This window comes from Burkholderia sp. MSMB617WGS (assembly GCF_001532025.2).
Classification (GTDB): domain Bacteria; phylum Pseudomonadota; class Gammaproteobacteria; order Burkholderiales; family Burkholderiaceae; genus Burkholderia; species Burkholderia savannae.
The window spans coordinates 3,291,579-3,308,163 of the sequence record NZ_CP013457.1; the positions used below are offsets into that span (position 1 = coordinate 3,291,579).

Sequence of the window (16,585 nt, forward strand, 5' to 3'; positions counted from 1 at the left end):
GTTCGCGGTTCGCGGTTCGCGGTTCGCAACGAGCATCGGGCGTTTCGCCGCGCGCGGCCCGCGTCCGCCGCGTCCCGCGCAGGTCCGTCACGCGTCGGCCGCGCACGGCAGCACGACGCTCACGAGTAGCCCCCCCGCCGCCGCTTCGCCGAGCGTCACGGTCGCGCGCTGCTGCGCGGCCACCCGCTTGACGATCGCGAGGCCGAGGCCGCTGCCCGACACGTCGGTGCGCGCCCGCGCCGACGTGTCGCGGTAAAAGCGATCGAACACGCGCTCGCGCTCGGCGGCCGGAATGCCCGGGCCGCTGTCGCCGATCTGCACGCGCGCCCGCGCGCCGTCGCCGCGCGTGAGCGACACGTCGATGCGGCCGCCCTCCGGGGTGTACTTCACCGCGTTGTCGAGCAAATTGTTGAACATCACGCGCAGCGCGGCGGGATCGGCGTTCACGGCCGCGTCCTCGACTTCCTCGAAGCCGAGATCGATGTCGCGCCGCTGCGCGAGCGGCGCGTGCGCGGCGACGCACTCCTCGACGATCGAGCGCAGATCGACGCGCTCGCGCACCGTCGCGTCGCCGGGCTCCGCGCGCGCGAGCGCGAGCAGTTGCTCGGCGAGGCGCGTCGCGCGCGTGACGCCGCTTTGCAGATCGGCGATCGCCTCGCGGCGCGACGCGTCGTCCTGCGCGCGCGCGACGAGCTGCGCCTGAATCTGCACGGCGGCGAGCGGCGTGCGCAGCTCGTGCGCGGCATCCGCGACGAACGCCTTTTGCGTGTCGAGCGCGGCGGAGAGCCGCGCGAGCAGCCCGTTCAGCGCGTGCACGAGCGGGCGCACTTCGAGCGGCAGCGGCGAATCGGGCAACGGATCGAGCGCCTCGGGCCGGCGCGCTTCGACCGCGCGGGTCACGCGCTGCAACGGCGCGAGCCCGCGCCCGACGATCATCCAGACGGCCGCGCCGAGGAACGGCAGCAGCACGATGAGCGGCCACAGCGTGCGCAGCGCGACGCTCGCGGCAAGCCGGTTGCGCACCGAAAGCGGCTGCGCGAGCTGCACGACGTTGTCGCCGACGATCGCGCCGTACACGCGCCACGCGCCGCGCTCGGTGCGCTCGGTCGAAAAGCCGAGCTCGGCGCGCGGCGCGATCGGCGCGCGCGGATGCGAGAAGTACATCAGCACCCCGTTGCGGTTCCAGATCTGGATCACGATCCCTTCGTCGCCGTTCGTCTGCGAGCCGAGCACCTGCGAGAAAGGCTCGGACGGCAGCGCGGCCGCGATCTGCTGCAACTGGTAGTCGAACAGCTCGTTCGCGGCGGCGAGCGCCTGCCGGTAGATCATCCAGCCGGCGAGCCCCACTCCGGCCACGACGATCGCGAGCAGCCAGATCAGCAATTGATGGCGAATCGACCTCACGCGCTACGCTTCCTTCACGACCATGTAGCCGAGGCCGCGGACGTTGCGGATCAGGTCCGAGCCGAGCTTCTTGCGCAGCGCGTGGATATAGACTTCGACGGTGTTGCTGCCGATCTCCTCGCCCCAGCCGTACATCTTCTCTTCGAGCTGGCTCTTCGACAGCACCGCGCCCGGACGCGCGAGCAGCGCCTCGAGCAGCGCGAATTCGCGCGCCGACAGCGCGACGGGCGCGCCGTCGAGCGTCACCCGGTGCGACGCCGGATCGAGCGTCAGCGCGCCGTGGCGGATCACCGATTCGCTGCGCCCCGACTGGCGTCGGATCAGCGCACGCATGCGCGCCGCGAGCTCGTCGAGGTCGAACGGCTTGACGAGATAGTCGTCGGCGCCGGCGTCGAGGCCCTTCACGCGGTCGGCGACCGCGTCGCGCGCGGTCAGGATCAGCACGGGCAGCGCGAGCCCGCGCGCGCGCAGCGTGCGCAGCACGTCGATGCCGTCGCGCTTCGGCAGCCCGAGATCGAGCAGCAGCAGATCGTACGCCTCGCCGCCGAGCGCGGTGAGCGCCGCGTCGCCGTCCTGCACCCAGTCGACCGCGCAGCCGTCGGCCTTCAGCGCCTTGCGCACCCCTTCGGCGATCATCCGATCGTCTTCAACCAGCAATATCCGCATCCTGAAAAACGTCCGTCGCATGCGTTCGAGATGGCGGACATTGTAGCGCCGCCTCGTGCGCAAACGGACCATCTGCCGATTTCGACGCTGCTTGCGCGCCGTTTTCTCTACAATGGGCGGCTTGCGCCGCAGCGCGCACGCCTTTTGCACACGTCATATTCCGTTCCGCGCTTCCGTTCCGTATTCGTCGATGAATCCCAACGCCGCCCGCATCGCCGCTTCGCCCCGCCCGAGCCGCCCCGCCGCCCGCGCGCCGCGCGCCATTCTGCGCGGCGCGGCACTCGTCGCCGCGTGCGCCGCGCTCGCGTTCGCCGCGCCCGCCGACGCCCGCAAGAAGCCCCCGCGCTATCCGGCCGCGGTCTCGACCGCGCGCAACGTGCTGCCGGCGTCGGTGCTCGTCGCGCTGCAGCGCGCGCGCGTGCCGGCGTCGAGCCTGAGCGTCGTCATCGAGCGGATCGGCGAGCGAACGCCCGTCGTCGCATGGAACGCGAACCGGCCGATGCAGCCCGCGTCGACGATGAAGCTCGTCACCACCTACGCCGGGCTGTCGCTGCTCGGCGCCGACTATCGCTGGCGCACGAGCGCGTACGCGGACGGCGCGGTCGACGAGAACGGCACGCTGCACGGCACGCTGTACGTGAAGGGCACGGGCGATCCGAAGCTCGTGCCGGAAGAGCTGATCGACCTCGTCGACAAGATCCGCCGCGCGGGCATCGTCAACGTCGACGGCTCGCTCGTGCTCGACAAGACCTTCTTCGCGCCCGAGACGCGCGACCTGCCGCCGCTCGACGACGACGCGAGCGCGCCGTACAACGTCGGCCCCGATCCGCTCCTCTACGCGTTCAAGGCGCTGTCGTTCACGGTGACGCCGACCGACAACGGCGCGATCGCGATCGACGTCGTGCCGCCGCTCGCGAACCTGAACGTCGACAACCAGCTCGTCGAGGGCGAAGGCTCGTGCGGCGCCGCGCGCCCGACGCTCATGACCGACGCGAACGGCGAGCTCACCGCGTCGTTCGCGGGCGACTATCCGCCGCGCTGCGGCCCGACCACGACCAATCTCGCCGCGCTGAACCATTCCGCGTTCTTCGCGCGCGGCTTTCTCGCGCTGTGGCGGCAGACGGGCGGCGCGTTCTCGGGCACGATCGCCGAGGGCAAGGTGCCGGGCCGCGCGCGGCCCGTTGCGTCGCACCACGGCCCGGTGTTGTCGAGCGTCGTGCACGACATCAACAAGTTCAGCAACAACGTGATGGCGCGCAACCTGTTCCTCACGATCGGCGCGGTCGAGCACCGGCCGCCCGCGACGCCCGCGCAGTCGGCGGACACGATCCGCGCGTTCCTCGCGCACAGCGGGCTGCCGACCGACGGGCTCGCGCTCGAGAACGGCTCGGGGCTCTCGCGCGACGAGCGCGTGAGCGCGCTGTCGCTCGCCGACATGCTGCAGGCGGCGAACGCGAGCCCCATCGCGCAGGCGTTCGTCGATTCGCTGCCGATCGCGGGCGTCGACGGCACGATGAAAAACCGGCTGACGAACGCGCCCGTCGGCGGCAACGCGCACATCAAGACAGGCACGCTGCGCGACGTGCGCGCGATCGCGGGCTATGTCGCGTCGGCGGACGGGTCGAGCTACGTCGTCGTCAGCTTCATCAACGACGAGCGCGCGTCGGCCGCGCGCGCGGCGCACGACGCGCTGCTCGAATGGGTGTACGAAGGGCCGCGCTGAGCGGCGCGCGGCTCTCGGCGGCGCCCCGGCGCGCCGCCGAGAGCCGGCCGGAACCGATTCCGCCCTCGCCGTTTCCCTCGCCGTTTCCCTCGCCGTTTCCCTCGCCGTTTCCCTCGCCGTTTCCCTCGCCGTTTCCCTCGCCGTTTCCCTCGCCCTTGCCGTTTCTCGCCGGACTCCGCGCGGATCACCGGCCTTCGCGCGTCTTGCCCACGGCCGCCGCCGCGGCTCGGTGCGCCGCCCCATGCCGCGCGCCCGTCGAAGACTCCCTCTACGAAACACCCTCGCGCCCGGTACGCCGATTGCGTACCCTTTTGGCTGCAATTGACGTCGACGAGCCGCGCACGCGTTTCGCACGCCGCACGCACCGGGTCGCTCGAACCACAACAAGAGGGAGACACTCATGCAATTCAACGTCGAATTGCTTCTGCTCGCGCTCGCGCCTGTCTTCCTGCTCTGCATCGGCTGGGAAGCGTGGCACCTCGCGCGCACACGCCCCGGCGAGCACGTCTACAACCTGCGCGACACGCTCTGCAACGCGGCGCTCGCGCTGATGCACCAGGGCGCGGACAAGATCGCCTGGCTCTTCGTGATCCCGCTCTATGCGTACTGCTACACGCACTACCGGCTCTTCACGTGGGACGCCACGTGGCTGTCGTTCGCCGTGCTGTTCGTCGCGCAGGACCTGCTCTACTACGTGTTCCACCGCTGCAGCCATCGCGTGCGCTGGCTGTGGGCCGCGCACGTCGTCCATCATTCGTCCGAGCGCCTGAACTTCTCGACCGCGATGCGGCAAAGCCTGATGTACCCGATCGCCGGCATGTGGGCGTTCTGGCTGCCGCTCGCGTTCCTCGGCTTCCCGCCGCAGCAGATCGTCGGCATCGTGCTCATCAACCTCGCGTTCCAGTTCTTCGTCCATACGCAGACGATCCCGAAACTCGGCTGGCTCGAGTACGTGCTGAACACGCCGTCGATCCACCGCGCGCACCATGCGCGCAACCCGCGCTACATCGACCGCAACTACGCCGGCGTGCTCGTGATCTGGGATCGCCTGTTCGGCAGCTACGTCGAAGAAGACCCGCAGGACCCGCCCGAATACGGGATCGTCGAGCCGCTTCGCTCGAACAATCCGCTCGTGGCGACGTTCCACGAATGGCGGTCGATGGCGCTCGACGCGCTCGGCGTCGAAGGCTGGCGCAACAAGCTCCGCGCGGTTTTCGGTCCGCCCGAATGGGCGAGCGCTTATCATGCACGGGTTGCGAGCGCGCACGCGCCGTCGCCCGAGCCGTCCGCGCTCGCCGCCGCGCCCCGCGAACGATAACGAAACACGGATTCCAAACCATTGCGCCGAGCCGCGTCGCCGCCGTGCGTCGCGGCACGGCGCAGGCCATGCAACACAAGCATATCTACGAGGAGAGACCCGCATGAATCAGCCGCAACGACAACAGCAACCCGCCCGCACCGCACGCCGCCGCCTCTGGCGCGGCGCGCAAGTCGCGCTCGCGAGCGCCGCGTTCGCCATCCTCGCCGCCTGCGGCGGGGGCGACGACAACGGCTCGTCGCAGCCGAGCGCCGGCGTGAACATGCAGGTCGTGTCCTTCGGCGACAGTCTGTCGGACACCGGCACCTATTCGCCGCAGATCCTGATCGGTTTCGGCGGCGGCCGCTTCACGACGAATCCGGGCCAGGTGTGGACGCAGGACGTCGCCGCCTACTACGGCGGCACGCTCACGCCCGCGTTCGAAGGCGGCTTCGGCGTGCCGCTGCAGGCGGCGGGCGGCCTCGGCTACGCGCAGGGCGGCTCGCGCGTCACGCAGCAGCCGGGCATCGGCCACGCGGACGCGAGCGTGGCGAACGCCGACTACGCGCAGGCGACCACCGTGCCGGTCGCGACGCAGGTGCAGCAATACCTGCAGCAGCACGGCAGCTTCAACCCGAACCAGATCGTGCTGATCAACGGCGGCGCGAACGACATCTTCTATCAGGTGCAGGTCGCGCAGGCGCAGGGCAACACGCCGGCCGCGCAGCTCGCCGCGGCGCAGCAGATCGGCCTCGCCGCTCAGCAGCTCGCGGGGATCGTCCAGCAGATCGTCGCGGCGGGCGCGACGCACGTGTTCGTGTCGAACGTGCCGGACATCGGCGGCACGCCGCTCGCGGTGTCGACGGACCAGCAGGCCGCGCTCACGCAACTGTCGACGATCTTCAACAGCACGCTCGCCGCGGCGCTGAAAGCGCTCAACGTCGATCCGACGAAGGCCGTGCTGATCGACGCGTTCACGTGGCAGGACGGCATCACCGCGAACTACCAGGCGAACGGCTTCTCCGTGTCGAACACGGGCACCGCGTGCAACCTGCAATCGATGATCGCCGCGGCGACGAAGTCGGGCGTGTCGAACCCGACCGCGTTCGGCTCGTCGCTGTTCTGCTCGCCGCAGATGTACACGGTCGCGAACGCCGACCAGACGTACATGTTCGCCGACACGGTCCATCCGACGACGCGCCTGCACGCGCTCTTCGCGCAGTACGTCGAGCAGCAGATCGCGAAGACGGGCGTCGGCAAGTAAGCAAGCCCGCGCCGCGACGCGGGGGGCGTCTCGCGCGCCCCGCCCCCGATCGCCACGCGGCGACGTTCCGCCGCTTCAAGTGAAAACGCCCGGTTCGCGTGATGCGAACCGGGCGTTTCTCGTTGTGTCGGGCGTTTTCAGGTGCTTTTTGCGTTTCGGCGTTTCGGCGACAGCAGCATGACGAAGCCGGCGCGGCTCCGCCCGCCTCAGCCGCCCGACCGCGCAACGCTCACGCCTGCGCTTCGAACGCGGCCGCCGCGCGGCCGAGCCGGTCGTTCACCGCGATCCATTCGACCGTATCCGGCAGCTTCTCGATGAGGATGCGCGCGACCTGCGCGCGATCGAGCGCGCGCAGCAGCCCGTAGAGCTCGCGCGCGTAGACCTGCGGGTCCTCGGGCGCCGCGACGAAGTGCACGCCGCCCGCGTGCGCCCACGCGCCGGCGCGCGATGCGCGTGCGACGAGCGCGACCCGCTCGCCCGCGTCGCGCGCGGCCGCGAGCCGCCCCTCGAGCCGCTCGAACGGCGCGAGCGCGAGCGGCGTGCGCGGCGCGTAATGCGCCTTCAGCGTGCCGGATGCGCGCGGCGCGGTCGCATCGCTGCCGTCGGGCAGGCGCGGCGCGACGCCGAGCACGTCGGCGATCTGCTGCGGGCTCACGTGGCCCGGGCGCAGCAGCGCCGGAAAACCGCGCGACAGATCCACGATCGTCGACTCGATCCCGACATCGGACGGGCCGCCGTCGAGCACATGGACGGCATCGCCGAACTCGTCGCGCACGTGCTGCGCGGTCGTCGGGCTCACGTGGCCGAAGCGGTTCGCGGACGGCGCGGCGACGCCGCCGTGCCCGCCGCGGCGCGCGTCGAACGCGCGCAGCAACGCCTGCGCGACCGGATGCGACGGACAGCGCAGCCCGACCGAGTCCTGCCCGCCGCTCACCGCGTCCGGAATGTGCGCGGCGCGCTTGAGAATCAGCGTGAGCGGGCCGGGCCAGAACGCGTCGATCAGCTTCTTCGCGTCGGCGGGCAGCGAGTCGACCCAATAGCCCGGATCGCTGCCGGGCGCGAGGTGGACGATCACCGGATGGTTCGCCGGCCGCCCTTTCGCCTCGTAGATGCGCGCGACGGCGACCGGGTTCTGCGCGTCGCCGCCCAAGCCATAGACAGTCTCGGTCGGAAATGCGACGAGCTCGCCCGCGTCGAGCAGCGCGGCGGCTTCGTCGATCTCTTCGGCGGTCGGAATCGGTCGATCGTTCGACATCGTACGCCCCGTCAGTCGAGCGCAATGCGCAGCAGGCGCGCGCAGGCGGTCGCGCCCGCGACCGCCTCGTCGAGCGTCGCCGCGGTGAAATTCACGTGGCCCATCTTGCGGCCGGCGCGCGCCTCCTCCTTGCCGTACAGATGCAGCCGCGCGGTCGGCATCGCGGCGACCTGGTCCCACGGCGGCGCGACGGACTCGCCCGACGCGCCGTTCGCGAACCACACGTCGCCGAGCACGTTGAGCATCGCGGCGGGCGAATGCTGGCGCGTGCTGCCGAGCGGCAGCCGCGTCATCGCGCGGACCTGCTGCTCGAACTGGCTCGTCTCGCATGCATCGACCGTGTAGTGGCCGGAATTGTGCGGCCGCGGCGCCATTTCGTTCGCGACGAGCGAGCCGTCTTCGAGCACGAAGAACTCGACGCACAGCACGCCAACATAGCCGAGCGAATCGGCGATCCGCACGGCCGCCTGCTGCGCCTCGCGCACGAGCGCCTCGCTCGCGGCGGGCGCGGGCACGACGCTCAGCGTCAGGATGCCGCCGTGATGCGTGTTCTGCGCGAGCGGGAACACGGCGGATTCGCCGTTCGCGGCGCGCGCGATCAGCGCCGACACTTCGTATTTGAGCGGCAGGCGCTTCTCGAGCACGCACGGCACGCCGCCGAGCGACGCATACGCGTCGCGCGCCTGCCGCACGGTCGCGACGCGCACCTGCCCCTTGCCGTCGTAGCCGAGGCGCGCGGTCTTCAGGATGCCGGGCAGCACCGCGGCAAGCTCCGCGTCGGCAAGCGCCTCGAGCTGCGCGACCGACTCGATCACGACGTGCGGCGCGACGGGCGCGCCGGACGCCGCGATGAAGCGCTTCTCGGCGATCCGGTCCTGCGCGATCGCGACGCAACGGCCCGCCGGCGCGACGAACGTCGATTGCGCGAGAAAGTCGAGGCTCGCGGCGGGCACGTTCTCGAATTCCGTGGAGACGGCGTCGCACAATTGCGCGAGCTCGGCGAGCGCGGCCTCGTCGTCGTACGCGGCGCGCAGATGCTTGTCGGCGACGGCGCCCGCGGGGCTCGTCGGATCGGGATCGAGCACGGCGACGCGGTAGCCCATCGCCTGCGCGGCGAAGCAGAACATGCGGCCGAGCTGGCCGCCGCCGACCATGCCGAGCCAGGCGCCCGGCAGGATCGGGGAATTCGGGGTGGGGAGTGCAGTCATGTCTAGGGTCAATTTACATACGGAACGCACAAGCGTTGCCACGAGAACCGCCGCTCACAAGGCGCGCGACGCTGCGAATGGACGTATTCGCAAGGCGCGCAACGCGGCGAGCGGCGGTTCTCGCGGCAACCCCGATACAAAAATACATTCTAGGGGAATGCCCGAAATCGCCCGCATGGCGGCGTCGCTCGTTGCTTGCTTGGCTCGGCCAAACGGCGCTCCTCGCTTCCTGCCCTACGAGCGATTTCGGGCATTCGCATGTGCGTTCCATATGTAAATGGCCCCTAGGGTCGGTGGCGGCGGGCGGCTGCGCCCGCCGCGGGCGGGACGATCGGATGTCGCCGGCGGCCGCGCGGCCTCACAGCGGCGGCAGCACCATCGCGTGCGCGGCCTCGTTCTGCCGCACGCGGAACGCGGCGAGCCGGTTCGCGTAGTCGGTCGACGTGCCGGACAGCATCGACACGGCGAAGAGCGCCGCGTTCGCCGCGCCGGCCTCGCCGATCGCGAAGGTCGCGACGGGCACGCCCTTCGGCATCTGCACGATCGAGTGCAGCGAATCGACACCCTTCAGGTACTTGCTCGCCACCGGCACGCCGAGCACGGGCACCGTCGTCTTCGCGGCGAGCATGCCGGGCAGGTGCGCCGCGCCGCCCGCGCCCGCGATGATCGCGCGCAGGCCGCGCTCGCGCGCCTTCTGCGCGTAGTCGAACATCTCGTCGGGCATCCGGTGCGCGGACACGACCTTCGCCTCGTACGGCACGTCGAACTCCTGCAGGATCGCGACGGCATGCTTCATCACGTCCCAGTCGGAGCTGGAACCCATCAGCACGCCGACGAGCGGCGCGCTGTGCGTGTGGGCGGTCGGGATTTCGCTCATCGTGCGCTTCCTCGTTTCGGTGAATCGGACGATGGTCAGTCGAGCGTCTTGCCCGTGATGCGCTCGAGCGCTTCCTGGTACTTCGCGCTCGTCCTCGCAACGACGTCGTCGGGCAGCTTCGGCGCGGGCGGCTCCTTGCTCCAGTCCTGCGCCTCGAGCCAGTCGCGGACGAACTGCTTGTCGAACGACGGCGGATTCGTGCCGACCCGGTACTCGTCGGCCGGCCAGAAGCGCGACGAATCGGCCGTCAGCGCCTCGTCCATCAGGAACAGCTTGCCGTGCTCGTCGAGGCCGAATTCGAACTTCGTGTCGGCGATGATGATGCCGCGCGTCGCCGCGTAATCGGCCGCTTCCTTGTACAGCTTGATCGAGATGTCGCGAATCGTCGCGGCGAGCTCGGTGCCGATGCGGCGCTCGGTTTCCTCGAACGAGATGTTCTCGTCGTGATGGCCCATCTCGGCCTTGGCCGCGGGCGTGAAGATCGGCTCGGGCAGCTTCTGCGCGTTTTGCAGGCCGGCCGGCAGCTCGACGCCGCACACCTTGCCCGTCGCCTGGTAGTCCTTCCAGCCGCTGCCCGCGAGATAGCCGCGCACGACCGCCTCGACGAGGATCGGCTCGAGGCGCTTGACGACGACCGCGCGCCCCTTCACCTGCTCGGCTTCGTCGTCGGCGACGACCGTCTCGGGCGCGACGCCCGTCAGGTGGTTCGGGACGATGTGCGCGAGCTTGTCGAACCAGAAGTTCGCCATCTGGTTCAGCACGCGGCCCTTGTTCGGAATCGGCTCGCCCATGATGACGTCGAACGCCGACAGGCGATCGGTCGTGACGATCAGGAGCTTGTCGTTGCCGACCGCGTAGTTGTCGCGGACCTTGCCGCGACCGAGGAGCGGCAGCGAGCGCAGCGTGGATTCGTAAAGGGTAGACATCGTCTTTTCGCAGATAAGGAGCCAAACAAAAAGGGAAACGCCGTTCCCCGCGGCTGGCGGGAACGGCGGCCTTGCGATACTTCGGCGAACCGGCCGGACGGCTTGGCCCGGCGGGGCCGGCCGGCTTCGGAGCCGGACCGGGCTCATCCGGCCGCCCCGCTCGCGGGCCGGCCAGATCGTACTACAGACTCAACGCACCACTTGCGCGAGGTCGCCGGCCTTGTACTTCTCGGCGATCTTCTCGAGCGGCACCGGCTTGATCTTCGACGCCTGGCCTTCGCAGCCGAACGCCAGATAGCGCGCGACGCAGATCTTCTTCGCCGCTTCGCGCGCGGGCTTCAGGTAATCGCGCGGATCGAACTTGCCCGGATTCTCGAACATGTAGCGGCGGATCGCGCCCGTGATCGCGAGACGCAGGTCGGTGTCGATGTTGATCTTGCGCACGCCGTGCTTGATGCCTTCCTGGATTTCCTCGACGGGCACGCCGTAGGTTTCCTTCATGTCGCCGCCGAATTCGCGGATTTCCGCGAGCAGATCCTGCGGCACCGACGACGAGCCGTGCATCACGAGGTGCGTGTTCGGGATGCGCGCGTGGATTTCCTTGATCCGCTGGATCGACAGGATGTCGCCCGTCGGCTTCTTCGTGAACTTGTACGCGCCGTGCGAGGTGCCGATCGCGATCGCGAGCGCGTCGCACTGCGTGAGCTTGACGAAGTCCGCGGCCTGCTCCGGGTCCGTCAGCAGCTGCTCGCGGGTCATCGTGCCTTCCGCGCCGTGGCCGTCTTCCTTGTCGCCCTTCATCGTCTCGAGCGAGCCGAGCACGCCGAGCTCGGCCTCGACCGTCACGCCGATCGAGTGCGCCATCTCGACCACCTTCTTCGACACGTCGACGTTGTATTCGTACGATGCGACCGTCTTGCCGTCGGCTTCGAGCGAGCCGTCCATCATCACGCTCGTGAAGCCGCTCCTGATCGCCGCCATGCAGACGGCGGGCGATTGGCCGTGATCCTGGTGCATCACGACGGGGATGTGCGGGTACGACTCGACCGCCGCTTCGATCAGGTGGCGCAGGAACGCCTCGCCCGCGTACTTCCGGGCGCCGGCCGACGCCTGCATGATCACGGGCGCGCCGACTTCGTCGGCCGCCGCCATGATCGCCTGCACCTGCTCGAGGTTGTTCACGTTGAACGCGGGCAGGCCGTAGCCGTGCTCCGCTGCGTGATCCAGCAGTTGACGCATTGATACGAGAGGCATTGTGGTACTCCTTGAATGAAAACCTTGCGCCCTACGCGGCGTCTTACGGCCCCGTCCCGGCTGAAAGGCGGGCGGACCGGCGCGGCCGAGCGTCGAATAGCCGCATTTTATCGCGAAGCGCCCCCGAATCCGACCAAATGGCGGATTCGGGGGCAATTTGTTACGTCTTTCAGACCACCTTCAAGCAAAAAAGCCGCGGGGGCCGTCCGACCCCACGCGGCTTTCCGACAACGCAAGCGGCATGCCCGGCGGACATCCCGCTCGCGCAGGATTGCGCCCTCAGTAGTGTTCGCCGACGCGCACGATCTTCAGCGTGTTCGTGCCGCCCGCCTGCCCCATCGGCTCGCCGACCGTCAGCACGACCATGTCGCCGTGCGCGACGTAGCCGCGCCGCACGATCAGCTCGAGCGCCTGCTGCAGCGCGGAATCGCGGTCGCTGTTGAAGTCGACGTGCAGCGGCGTCACGTTGCGGAACAGCGCCATCGCGCGCTCGCTGCCGACTCGCGGCGTCAGCGCGAAGATCGGCACGTGCGTGTAGTGGCGCGACATCCAGAGCGCCGTCGCACCCGATTCGGTCAGCGCGACGATCGCCTTCGCGCCGAGGTGGTATGCGGTGAAGAGTGCGCCCATCGCGATCGACTGGTCGATCCGCGTAAACGTGCGGTCGAGAAAGTCCTTGTCGAGCTCGACGTGCTCGGACTTCTCCGCCTCGACGCAGACGGCCGCCATCGCCTCGATCGTGACGGCCGGATACTTGCCCGTCGCCGTTTCGGCGGACAGCATCACCGCGTCGGTGCCGTCGAGCACCGCGTTCGCGACGTCCGACACCTCCGCGCGCGTCGGCACGGGCGCGTGGATCATCGATTCCATCATCTGCGTCGCGGTGATCACGAGCTTGTTCGATTCGCGCGCCATCCGGATCATCCGCTTCTGCAGCGCGGGCACGGCCGCGTTGCCGACCTCGACCGCCAGATCGCCGCGCGCGACCATGATGCCGTCCGACGCGTCGAGAATCTCCTGCAGCGCCGGAATCGCCTCCGCGCGCTCGATCTTCGCGATCATTTTCGGCTTGATGCCGTAAGGCGCGCCCGCGATGTTCGCGAGCTGGCGCGCCATCTCCATGTCGGTCGCGTTCTTCGGGAACGACACGGCGACGAGATCCGCGCCGAGCGACATCGCCGTGCGGATGTCCTCCATGTCCTTCGCGGTCAGCGCGGGCGCCGACAGCCCGCCGCCCTGCCGGTTGATGCCCTTGTTGTTCGACAGGTCGCCGCCCACCTTGACGGTCGTGTGGATCTCGTCGCCGAGCACGCGGTCGACCTTCAGCACGATGAGGCCGTCGTTCAGCAGCAGCACGTCGCCCGGCTTCAGGTCGCGCGGCAGATCCTTGTAGTCGAGGCCGACCCGCTCGTCGTTGCCGAGCTCGCACGTCGCGTCGAGGATGAACGGCTGGCCGGGCGCGAGCGTCGTCTTGCCCCCCTCGAACTTGCCGACGCGAATCTTCGGCCCCTGCAAGTCCGCCATGATCGCGATTTCCCGGCCGACCCGGCGCGCGGCCTCGCGAACCATCTCGGCGCGCTCGCGGTGATCGTCGGCGGAGCCGTGCGAGAAATTGAGCCGCACGACGTCGAGACCCGCGTGCATCATCTGCAACAGGACCTCCGGCGAGCTGGATGCCGGACCGATCGTGGCGACTATCTTGGTGGCGCGATGCATGAATCTCCTCGTCTGACTGAGTGAAAGCGCTGGAAGTACCGCCGCGAGAGCCGGAGCCGCGCGGCCCAGCCGCCGCCGCTCCGGAACGCGCGCCGGTGCATGCGCCCGGCGTCGCTTTGTCCGCGATCGCCGGCGTTGACGGCCGGCGCCGCATCGTTGTTTCGGGTTCGGCGGGCCCGCGTCGGGCGGCCCGACCCGGGCCGCCGCGCCGACGGCGCGCAACGCGCGTGCCCGCCGGTGGGCGCGGCCCGCCGCCCGTCAGCACTGCGCGCCGCGCGCGACAAAGACACGCGCGCGCGGCGCGCCGGCTTGCGCGCTTACGCGCGCGTTTCCAGCACTTCGACGGCGGGCAGTTTCTTGCCCTCGAGGAATTCGAGGAACGCGCCGCCGCCCGTGGAGATGTAGCTGACCTTGTCGTGAATGCCGTACTTCGCGATCGCGGCGAGCGTGTCGCCGCCGCCCGCGATCGAGAACGCGGCCGAGTTCGCGATCGCGTCGGCGAGCGTCTTCGTGCCGTTGCCGAACTGGTCGAACTCGAACACGCCGACGGGGCCGTTCCAGACGATCGTGCCCGCCTTCTCGAGCTGACCGGCGAGCGCCTTCGCGGTATCCGGCCCGATGTCGAGGATCATGTCGTCCGTCTCGATGTCGGCCACCTTCTTCACCGTGGCCGCGGCCGTCGGCGAGAACTCCTTCGCGACGACGACGTCGGTCGGAATCGGCACCGATGCGCCGCGCTTCCTCGCTTCGTCGATGATCGCCTTCGCCTCGCCGACGAGATCGGCCTCCGCGAGCGACTTGCCGATCGGCAGGCCCGCCGCGAGCATGAACGTGTTCGCGATGCCGCCGCCGACGATCAGCTGATCGACCTTCTCCGCGAGCGATTTCAGGATCGTCAGCTTCGTCGACACCTTCGAGCCGGCGACGATCGCCACCAGCGGGCGCTTCGGGTTGCCGAGCGCCTTGCCGAGCGCGTCGAGCTCGGCCGCGAGCAGCGGGCCCGCGCACGCGACGCCCGCGTACTTCGCGATGCCGTGCGTGGTCGCTTCCGCGCGGTGCGCGGTGCCGAACGCGTCGTTCACGTAGACGTCGCAGAGCTTCGCCATCTTCTGCGCGAGCTCGTCCGAATTCTTCTTCTCGCCCTTGTTCACGCGGCAGTTCTCGAGCAGCACGACCTGGCCCGGCGCGACTTCGACGCCGTTCTCGACCCAGTTCGCGACGAGCGGCACGTCGCGGCCGAGCAGCTCGGCCAGGCGCTTCGCGACGGGCGCGAGCGAATCCTCGGGCTTGAACTCGCCTTCCGTCGGGCGGCCGAGGTGCGACGTGACCATCACGGCCGCGCCCGCGTCGAGCGCCGCCTGGATCGCGGGCACCGACGCGCGGATGCGCGTGTCTTCGGTGATGTTGCCGTGATCGTCCTGCGGCACGTTCAGATCGGCGCGGATGAACACGCGTTTGCCGGAGAGCTTGCCTTCGGCGATCAGGTCGGTAAGACGCTTTACTTGGCTCATGGGACTGATGAAGGTTGATGAAGGAAAGCGATTCGACGCGCGCGGGCTGCCTCGCCGGCGCCAGGCGCGGCCCGCCGGCTTCGCACGGCAAGGCCCGCGCGGCGCGCGCGCGAAAAAATTCCGGAAGGGGTCATTCTAGCCGATCCGCCCCGCGCGCTGCCCCGCGAGGCGGCGAATTGCTGCGATCCGGAGGCGACGTGCGCCGTTGGGTCGCGCCTTCGAGCCGGGCGCGGCGCGCGCGGCGGCGCACGTCAGAACAGGATGCGCAGCGCGGTGAACACGAGCATCCCGACGACGATCGTGCCGAGCATGCTGCGCCGCCACAGGAACCACGCGAGGCCGGCCGCCGCCGCATAGAAATCGTGGTTCGACAGCGCGAACGAGAGGCCCGCGGGCGTCTCCAGCACGTCGGGCAGGACAACCGCGACGAGCGCGGCGGCGGGCGCGTAGCGCAGCGAGCGCTGCGCGCGCTCGGGCAGCACGGTGCGCTCGCCGCCGACGAGAAAGAGCGCGCGCGTGATCGCGGTGACGAGCGTCATCCCCGCGATCGCGAGCCAGATCTGCCAGTCGCTCATTCGGCGTCCTCCGTGTGCGTCGCGCGGCCGGCCGCGCGGATGCGCCGCCAGTCGGCGCGCTCGACGAACCAGTCGGCGACGCTGCCCGCCGCGAGCGCCGCGACCACCGCGAGCGGCAGCGCGAGCCGGTACGGCAGCTCGAACGCGACGAGCGACACGACGCCGGCGACCGCGACGGCCGCGAGCGTCGATCGGTTCGAGATCGCCGACACCATGATCGGGATCAGCGCGAGCGTGCCGGCGAGCGCGAGCCCCCAGCTGTCGGGAAACGCGCTCGCGAGCGCGATGCCGACGAGCGACGACGCCTGCCACGCAAGCCAGCTCGTGAGCGCCATGCCCCAGAAGTACGCTTCCTTGCCGGGCACCTGGCCCGTCGCGAAGCCCTGCTTCTGGAACAGCAGATAAATCACGTCGCCGTTGAAATAGCCGATCGCGAGGCGCCGCCACAGCGGCAGGTACGAGAAATGGGGCGCGAGCCCCGCGCTGAAGATCACGAACCGCATGTTGACCATCGCGGCCGTGAGGAGGATCGTCCAGACCGGCAGCTTCGCGGCGAAGAGCGGCAGCACCGCGAGCTGCGACGAGCCCGCGTAGACGAAAATCGACATGCCGACCGCCTGCCCCGTCGACAGCACCGATTTGCTCATCGCGATGCCGGTGACGAGCCCCCACGACAGGATCGCCATCAGCGTCGGGGAAAAATCGCGGAAACCCTGGGCGAGGGCGAAGCGGTCGGTGGCGGAAAGGCGAGCGAGCATCGGGGAGGCGCCGCGAAGGCGAAAAGCCGGGCAGCTCGCGCGCGTCGCGCCGCCGCCGCCCGTTATTTTTTCACGCAGGTTGCGCGTCGATTATAGCGCCGGACCCCGCCGTACCGACCGTTGCCCGCACAAAAACGCTAAAATGAGCGTC

14 protein-coding genes are annotated in these 16,585 nt (G+C 69.7%); 3 read left to right on the forward strand and 11 right to left on the reverse strand.

The features are described from left to right. Positions 1-87 precede the first annotated feature (87 nt). Complete coding sequence (locus WT60_RS16240) at positions 88-1,404, reverse strand: ATP-binding protein (RefSeq protein ID WP_038751646.1); 1,317 nt, start codon at positions 1,402-1,404, stop codon at positions 88-90. A gap of 3 nt (positions 1,405-1,407) precedes the next feature. Continuing rightward, positions 1,408-2,070 (reverse strand): response regulator, encoded by a 663-nt coding sequence (locus tag WT60_RS16245; RefSeq protein ID WP_038751711.1) that lies wholly within the window; start codon positions 2,068-2,070, stop codon positions 1,408-1,410. Between the two features lie 190 nt (positions 2,071-2,260). On the opposite strand from WT60_RS16245, the gene dacB reads away from it, so the two are divergent. From dacB to WT60_RS16260, 3 genes are all read left to right on the forward strand, one after another. Further along, a complete protein-coding gene (gene dacB / locus WT60_RS16250; protein WP_059669991.1) occupies positions 2,261-3,793 on the forward strand; it encodes a D-alanyl-D-alanine carboxypeptidase/D-alanyl-D-alanine-endopeptidase in 1,533 nt (510 codons plus the stop codon). 400 nt (positions 3,794-4,193) lie between these two features. After that, positions 4,194-5,111 carry a sterol desaturase family protein gene (locus WT60_RS16255; protein WP_060356847.1) on the forward strand — a complete coding sequence of 306 codons (918 nt, stop codon included), beginning with the start codon at positions 4,194-4,196 and terminating at the stop codon, positions 5,109-5,111. Positions 5,112-5,214: 103 nt separating this feature from the next. Then, positions 5,215-6,354 carry an SGNH/GDSL hydrolase family protein gene (locus WT60_RS16260; RefSeq protein WP_038751650.1) on the forward strand — a complete coding sequence of 380 codons (1,140 nt, stop codon included), beginning with the start codon at positions 5,215-5,217 and terminating at the stop codon, positions 6,352-6,354. Between the two features lie 229 nt (positions 6,355-6,583). On the opposite strand, the gene WT60_RS16265 is transcribed toward WT60_RS16260, so the two are convergent. From WT60_RS16265 to WT60_RS16310, 9 genes are all read right to left on the reverse strand, one after another. Next, the gene (locus tag WT60_RS16265; RefSeq protein WP_059575171.1) at positions 6,584-7,609 is read right to left on the reverse strand and encodes an L-threonylcarbamoyladenylate synthase; all 1,026 of its coding nucleotides are present in this window, start codon (positions 7,607-7,609) and stop codon (positions 6,584-6,586) included. An 11-nt stretch (positions 7,610-7,620) separates the two neighbouring features. Then, positions 7,621-8,817 (reverse strand): 5-(carboxyamino)imidazole ribonucleotide synthase, encoded by a 1,197-nt coding sequence (locus tag WT60_RS16270; RefSeq protein WP_059669981.1) that lies wholly within the window; start codon positions 8,815-8,817, stop codon positions 7,621-7,623. A 358-nt stretch (positions 8,818-9,175) separates the two neighbouring features. Continuing rightward, positions 9,176-9,694, reverse strand: a complete 519-nt coding sequence (gene purE / locus WT60_RS16275; RefSeq protein WP_038751659.1) for a 5-(carboxyamino)imidazole ribonucleotide mutase — start codon at positions 9,692-9,694, stop codon at positions 9,176-9,178. A 35-nt stretch (positions 9,695-9,729) separates the two neighbouring features. Continuing rightward, complete coding sequence (locus WT60_RS16280; protein WP_060356846.1) at positions 9,730-10,620, reverse strand: phosphoribosylaminoimidazolesuccinocarboxamide synthase; 891 nt, start codon at positions 10,618-10,620, stop codon at positions 9,730-9,732. A gap of 189 nt (positions 10,621-10,809) precedes the next feature. Continuing rightward, complete coding sequence (gene fba / locus WT60_RS16285) at positions 10,810-11,874, reverse strand: class II fructose-bisphosphate aldolase (protein WP_038751664.1); 1,065 nt, start codon at positions 11,872-11,874, stop codon at positions 10,810-10,812. Between the two features lie 279 nt (positions 11,875-12,153). Continuing rightward, a complete protein-coding gene (pyk, locus tag WT60_RS16290) occupies positions 12,154-13,590 on the reverse strand; it encodes a pyruvate kinase (protein WP_038751667.1) in 1,437 nt (478 codons plus the stop codon). A 317-nt stretch (positions 13,591-13,907) separates the two neighbouring features. Further along, positions 13,908-15,101 carry a phosphoglycerate kinase gene (locus tag WT60_RS16300; RefSeq protein WP_060356845.1) on the reverse strand — a complete coding sequence of 398 codons (1,194 nt, stop codon included), beginning with the start codon at positions 15,099-15,101 and terminating at the stop codon, positions 13,908-13,910. Between the two features lie 251 nt (positions 15,102-15,352). Then, positions 15,353-15,676 (reverse strand): AzlD domain-containing protein, encoded by a 324-nt coding sequence (locus WT60_RS16305; protein WP_038751672.1) that lies wholly within the window; start codon positions 15,674-15,676, stop codon positions 15,353-15,355. Continuing rightward, positions 15,673-16,434 (reverse strand): AzlC family ABC transporter permease, encoded by a 762-nt coding sequence (locus WT60_RS16310; protein WP_038751675.1) that lies wholly within the window; start codon positions 16,432-16,434, stop codon positions 15,673-15,675. The genes WT60_RS16305 and WT60_RS16310 overlap by 4 nt, the downstream gene beginning before the upstream one ends. Positions 16,435-16,585 lie beyond the last annotated feature (151 nt).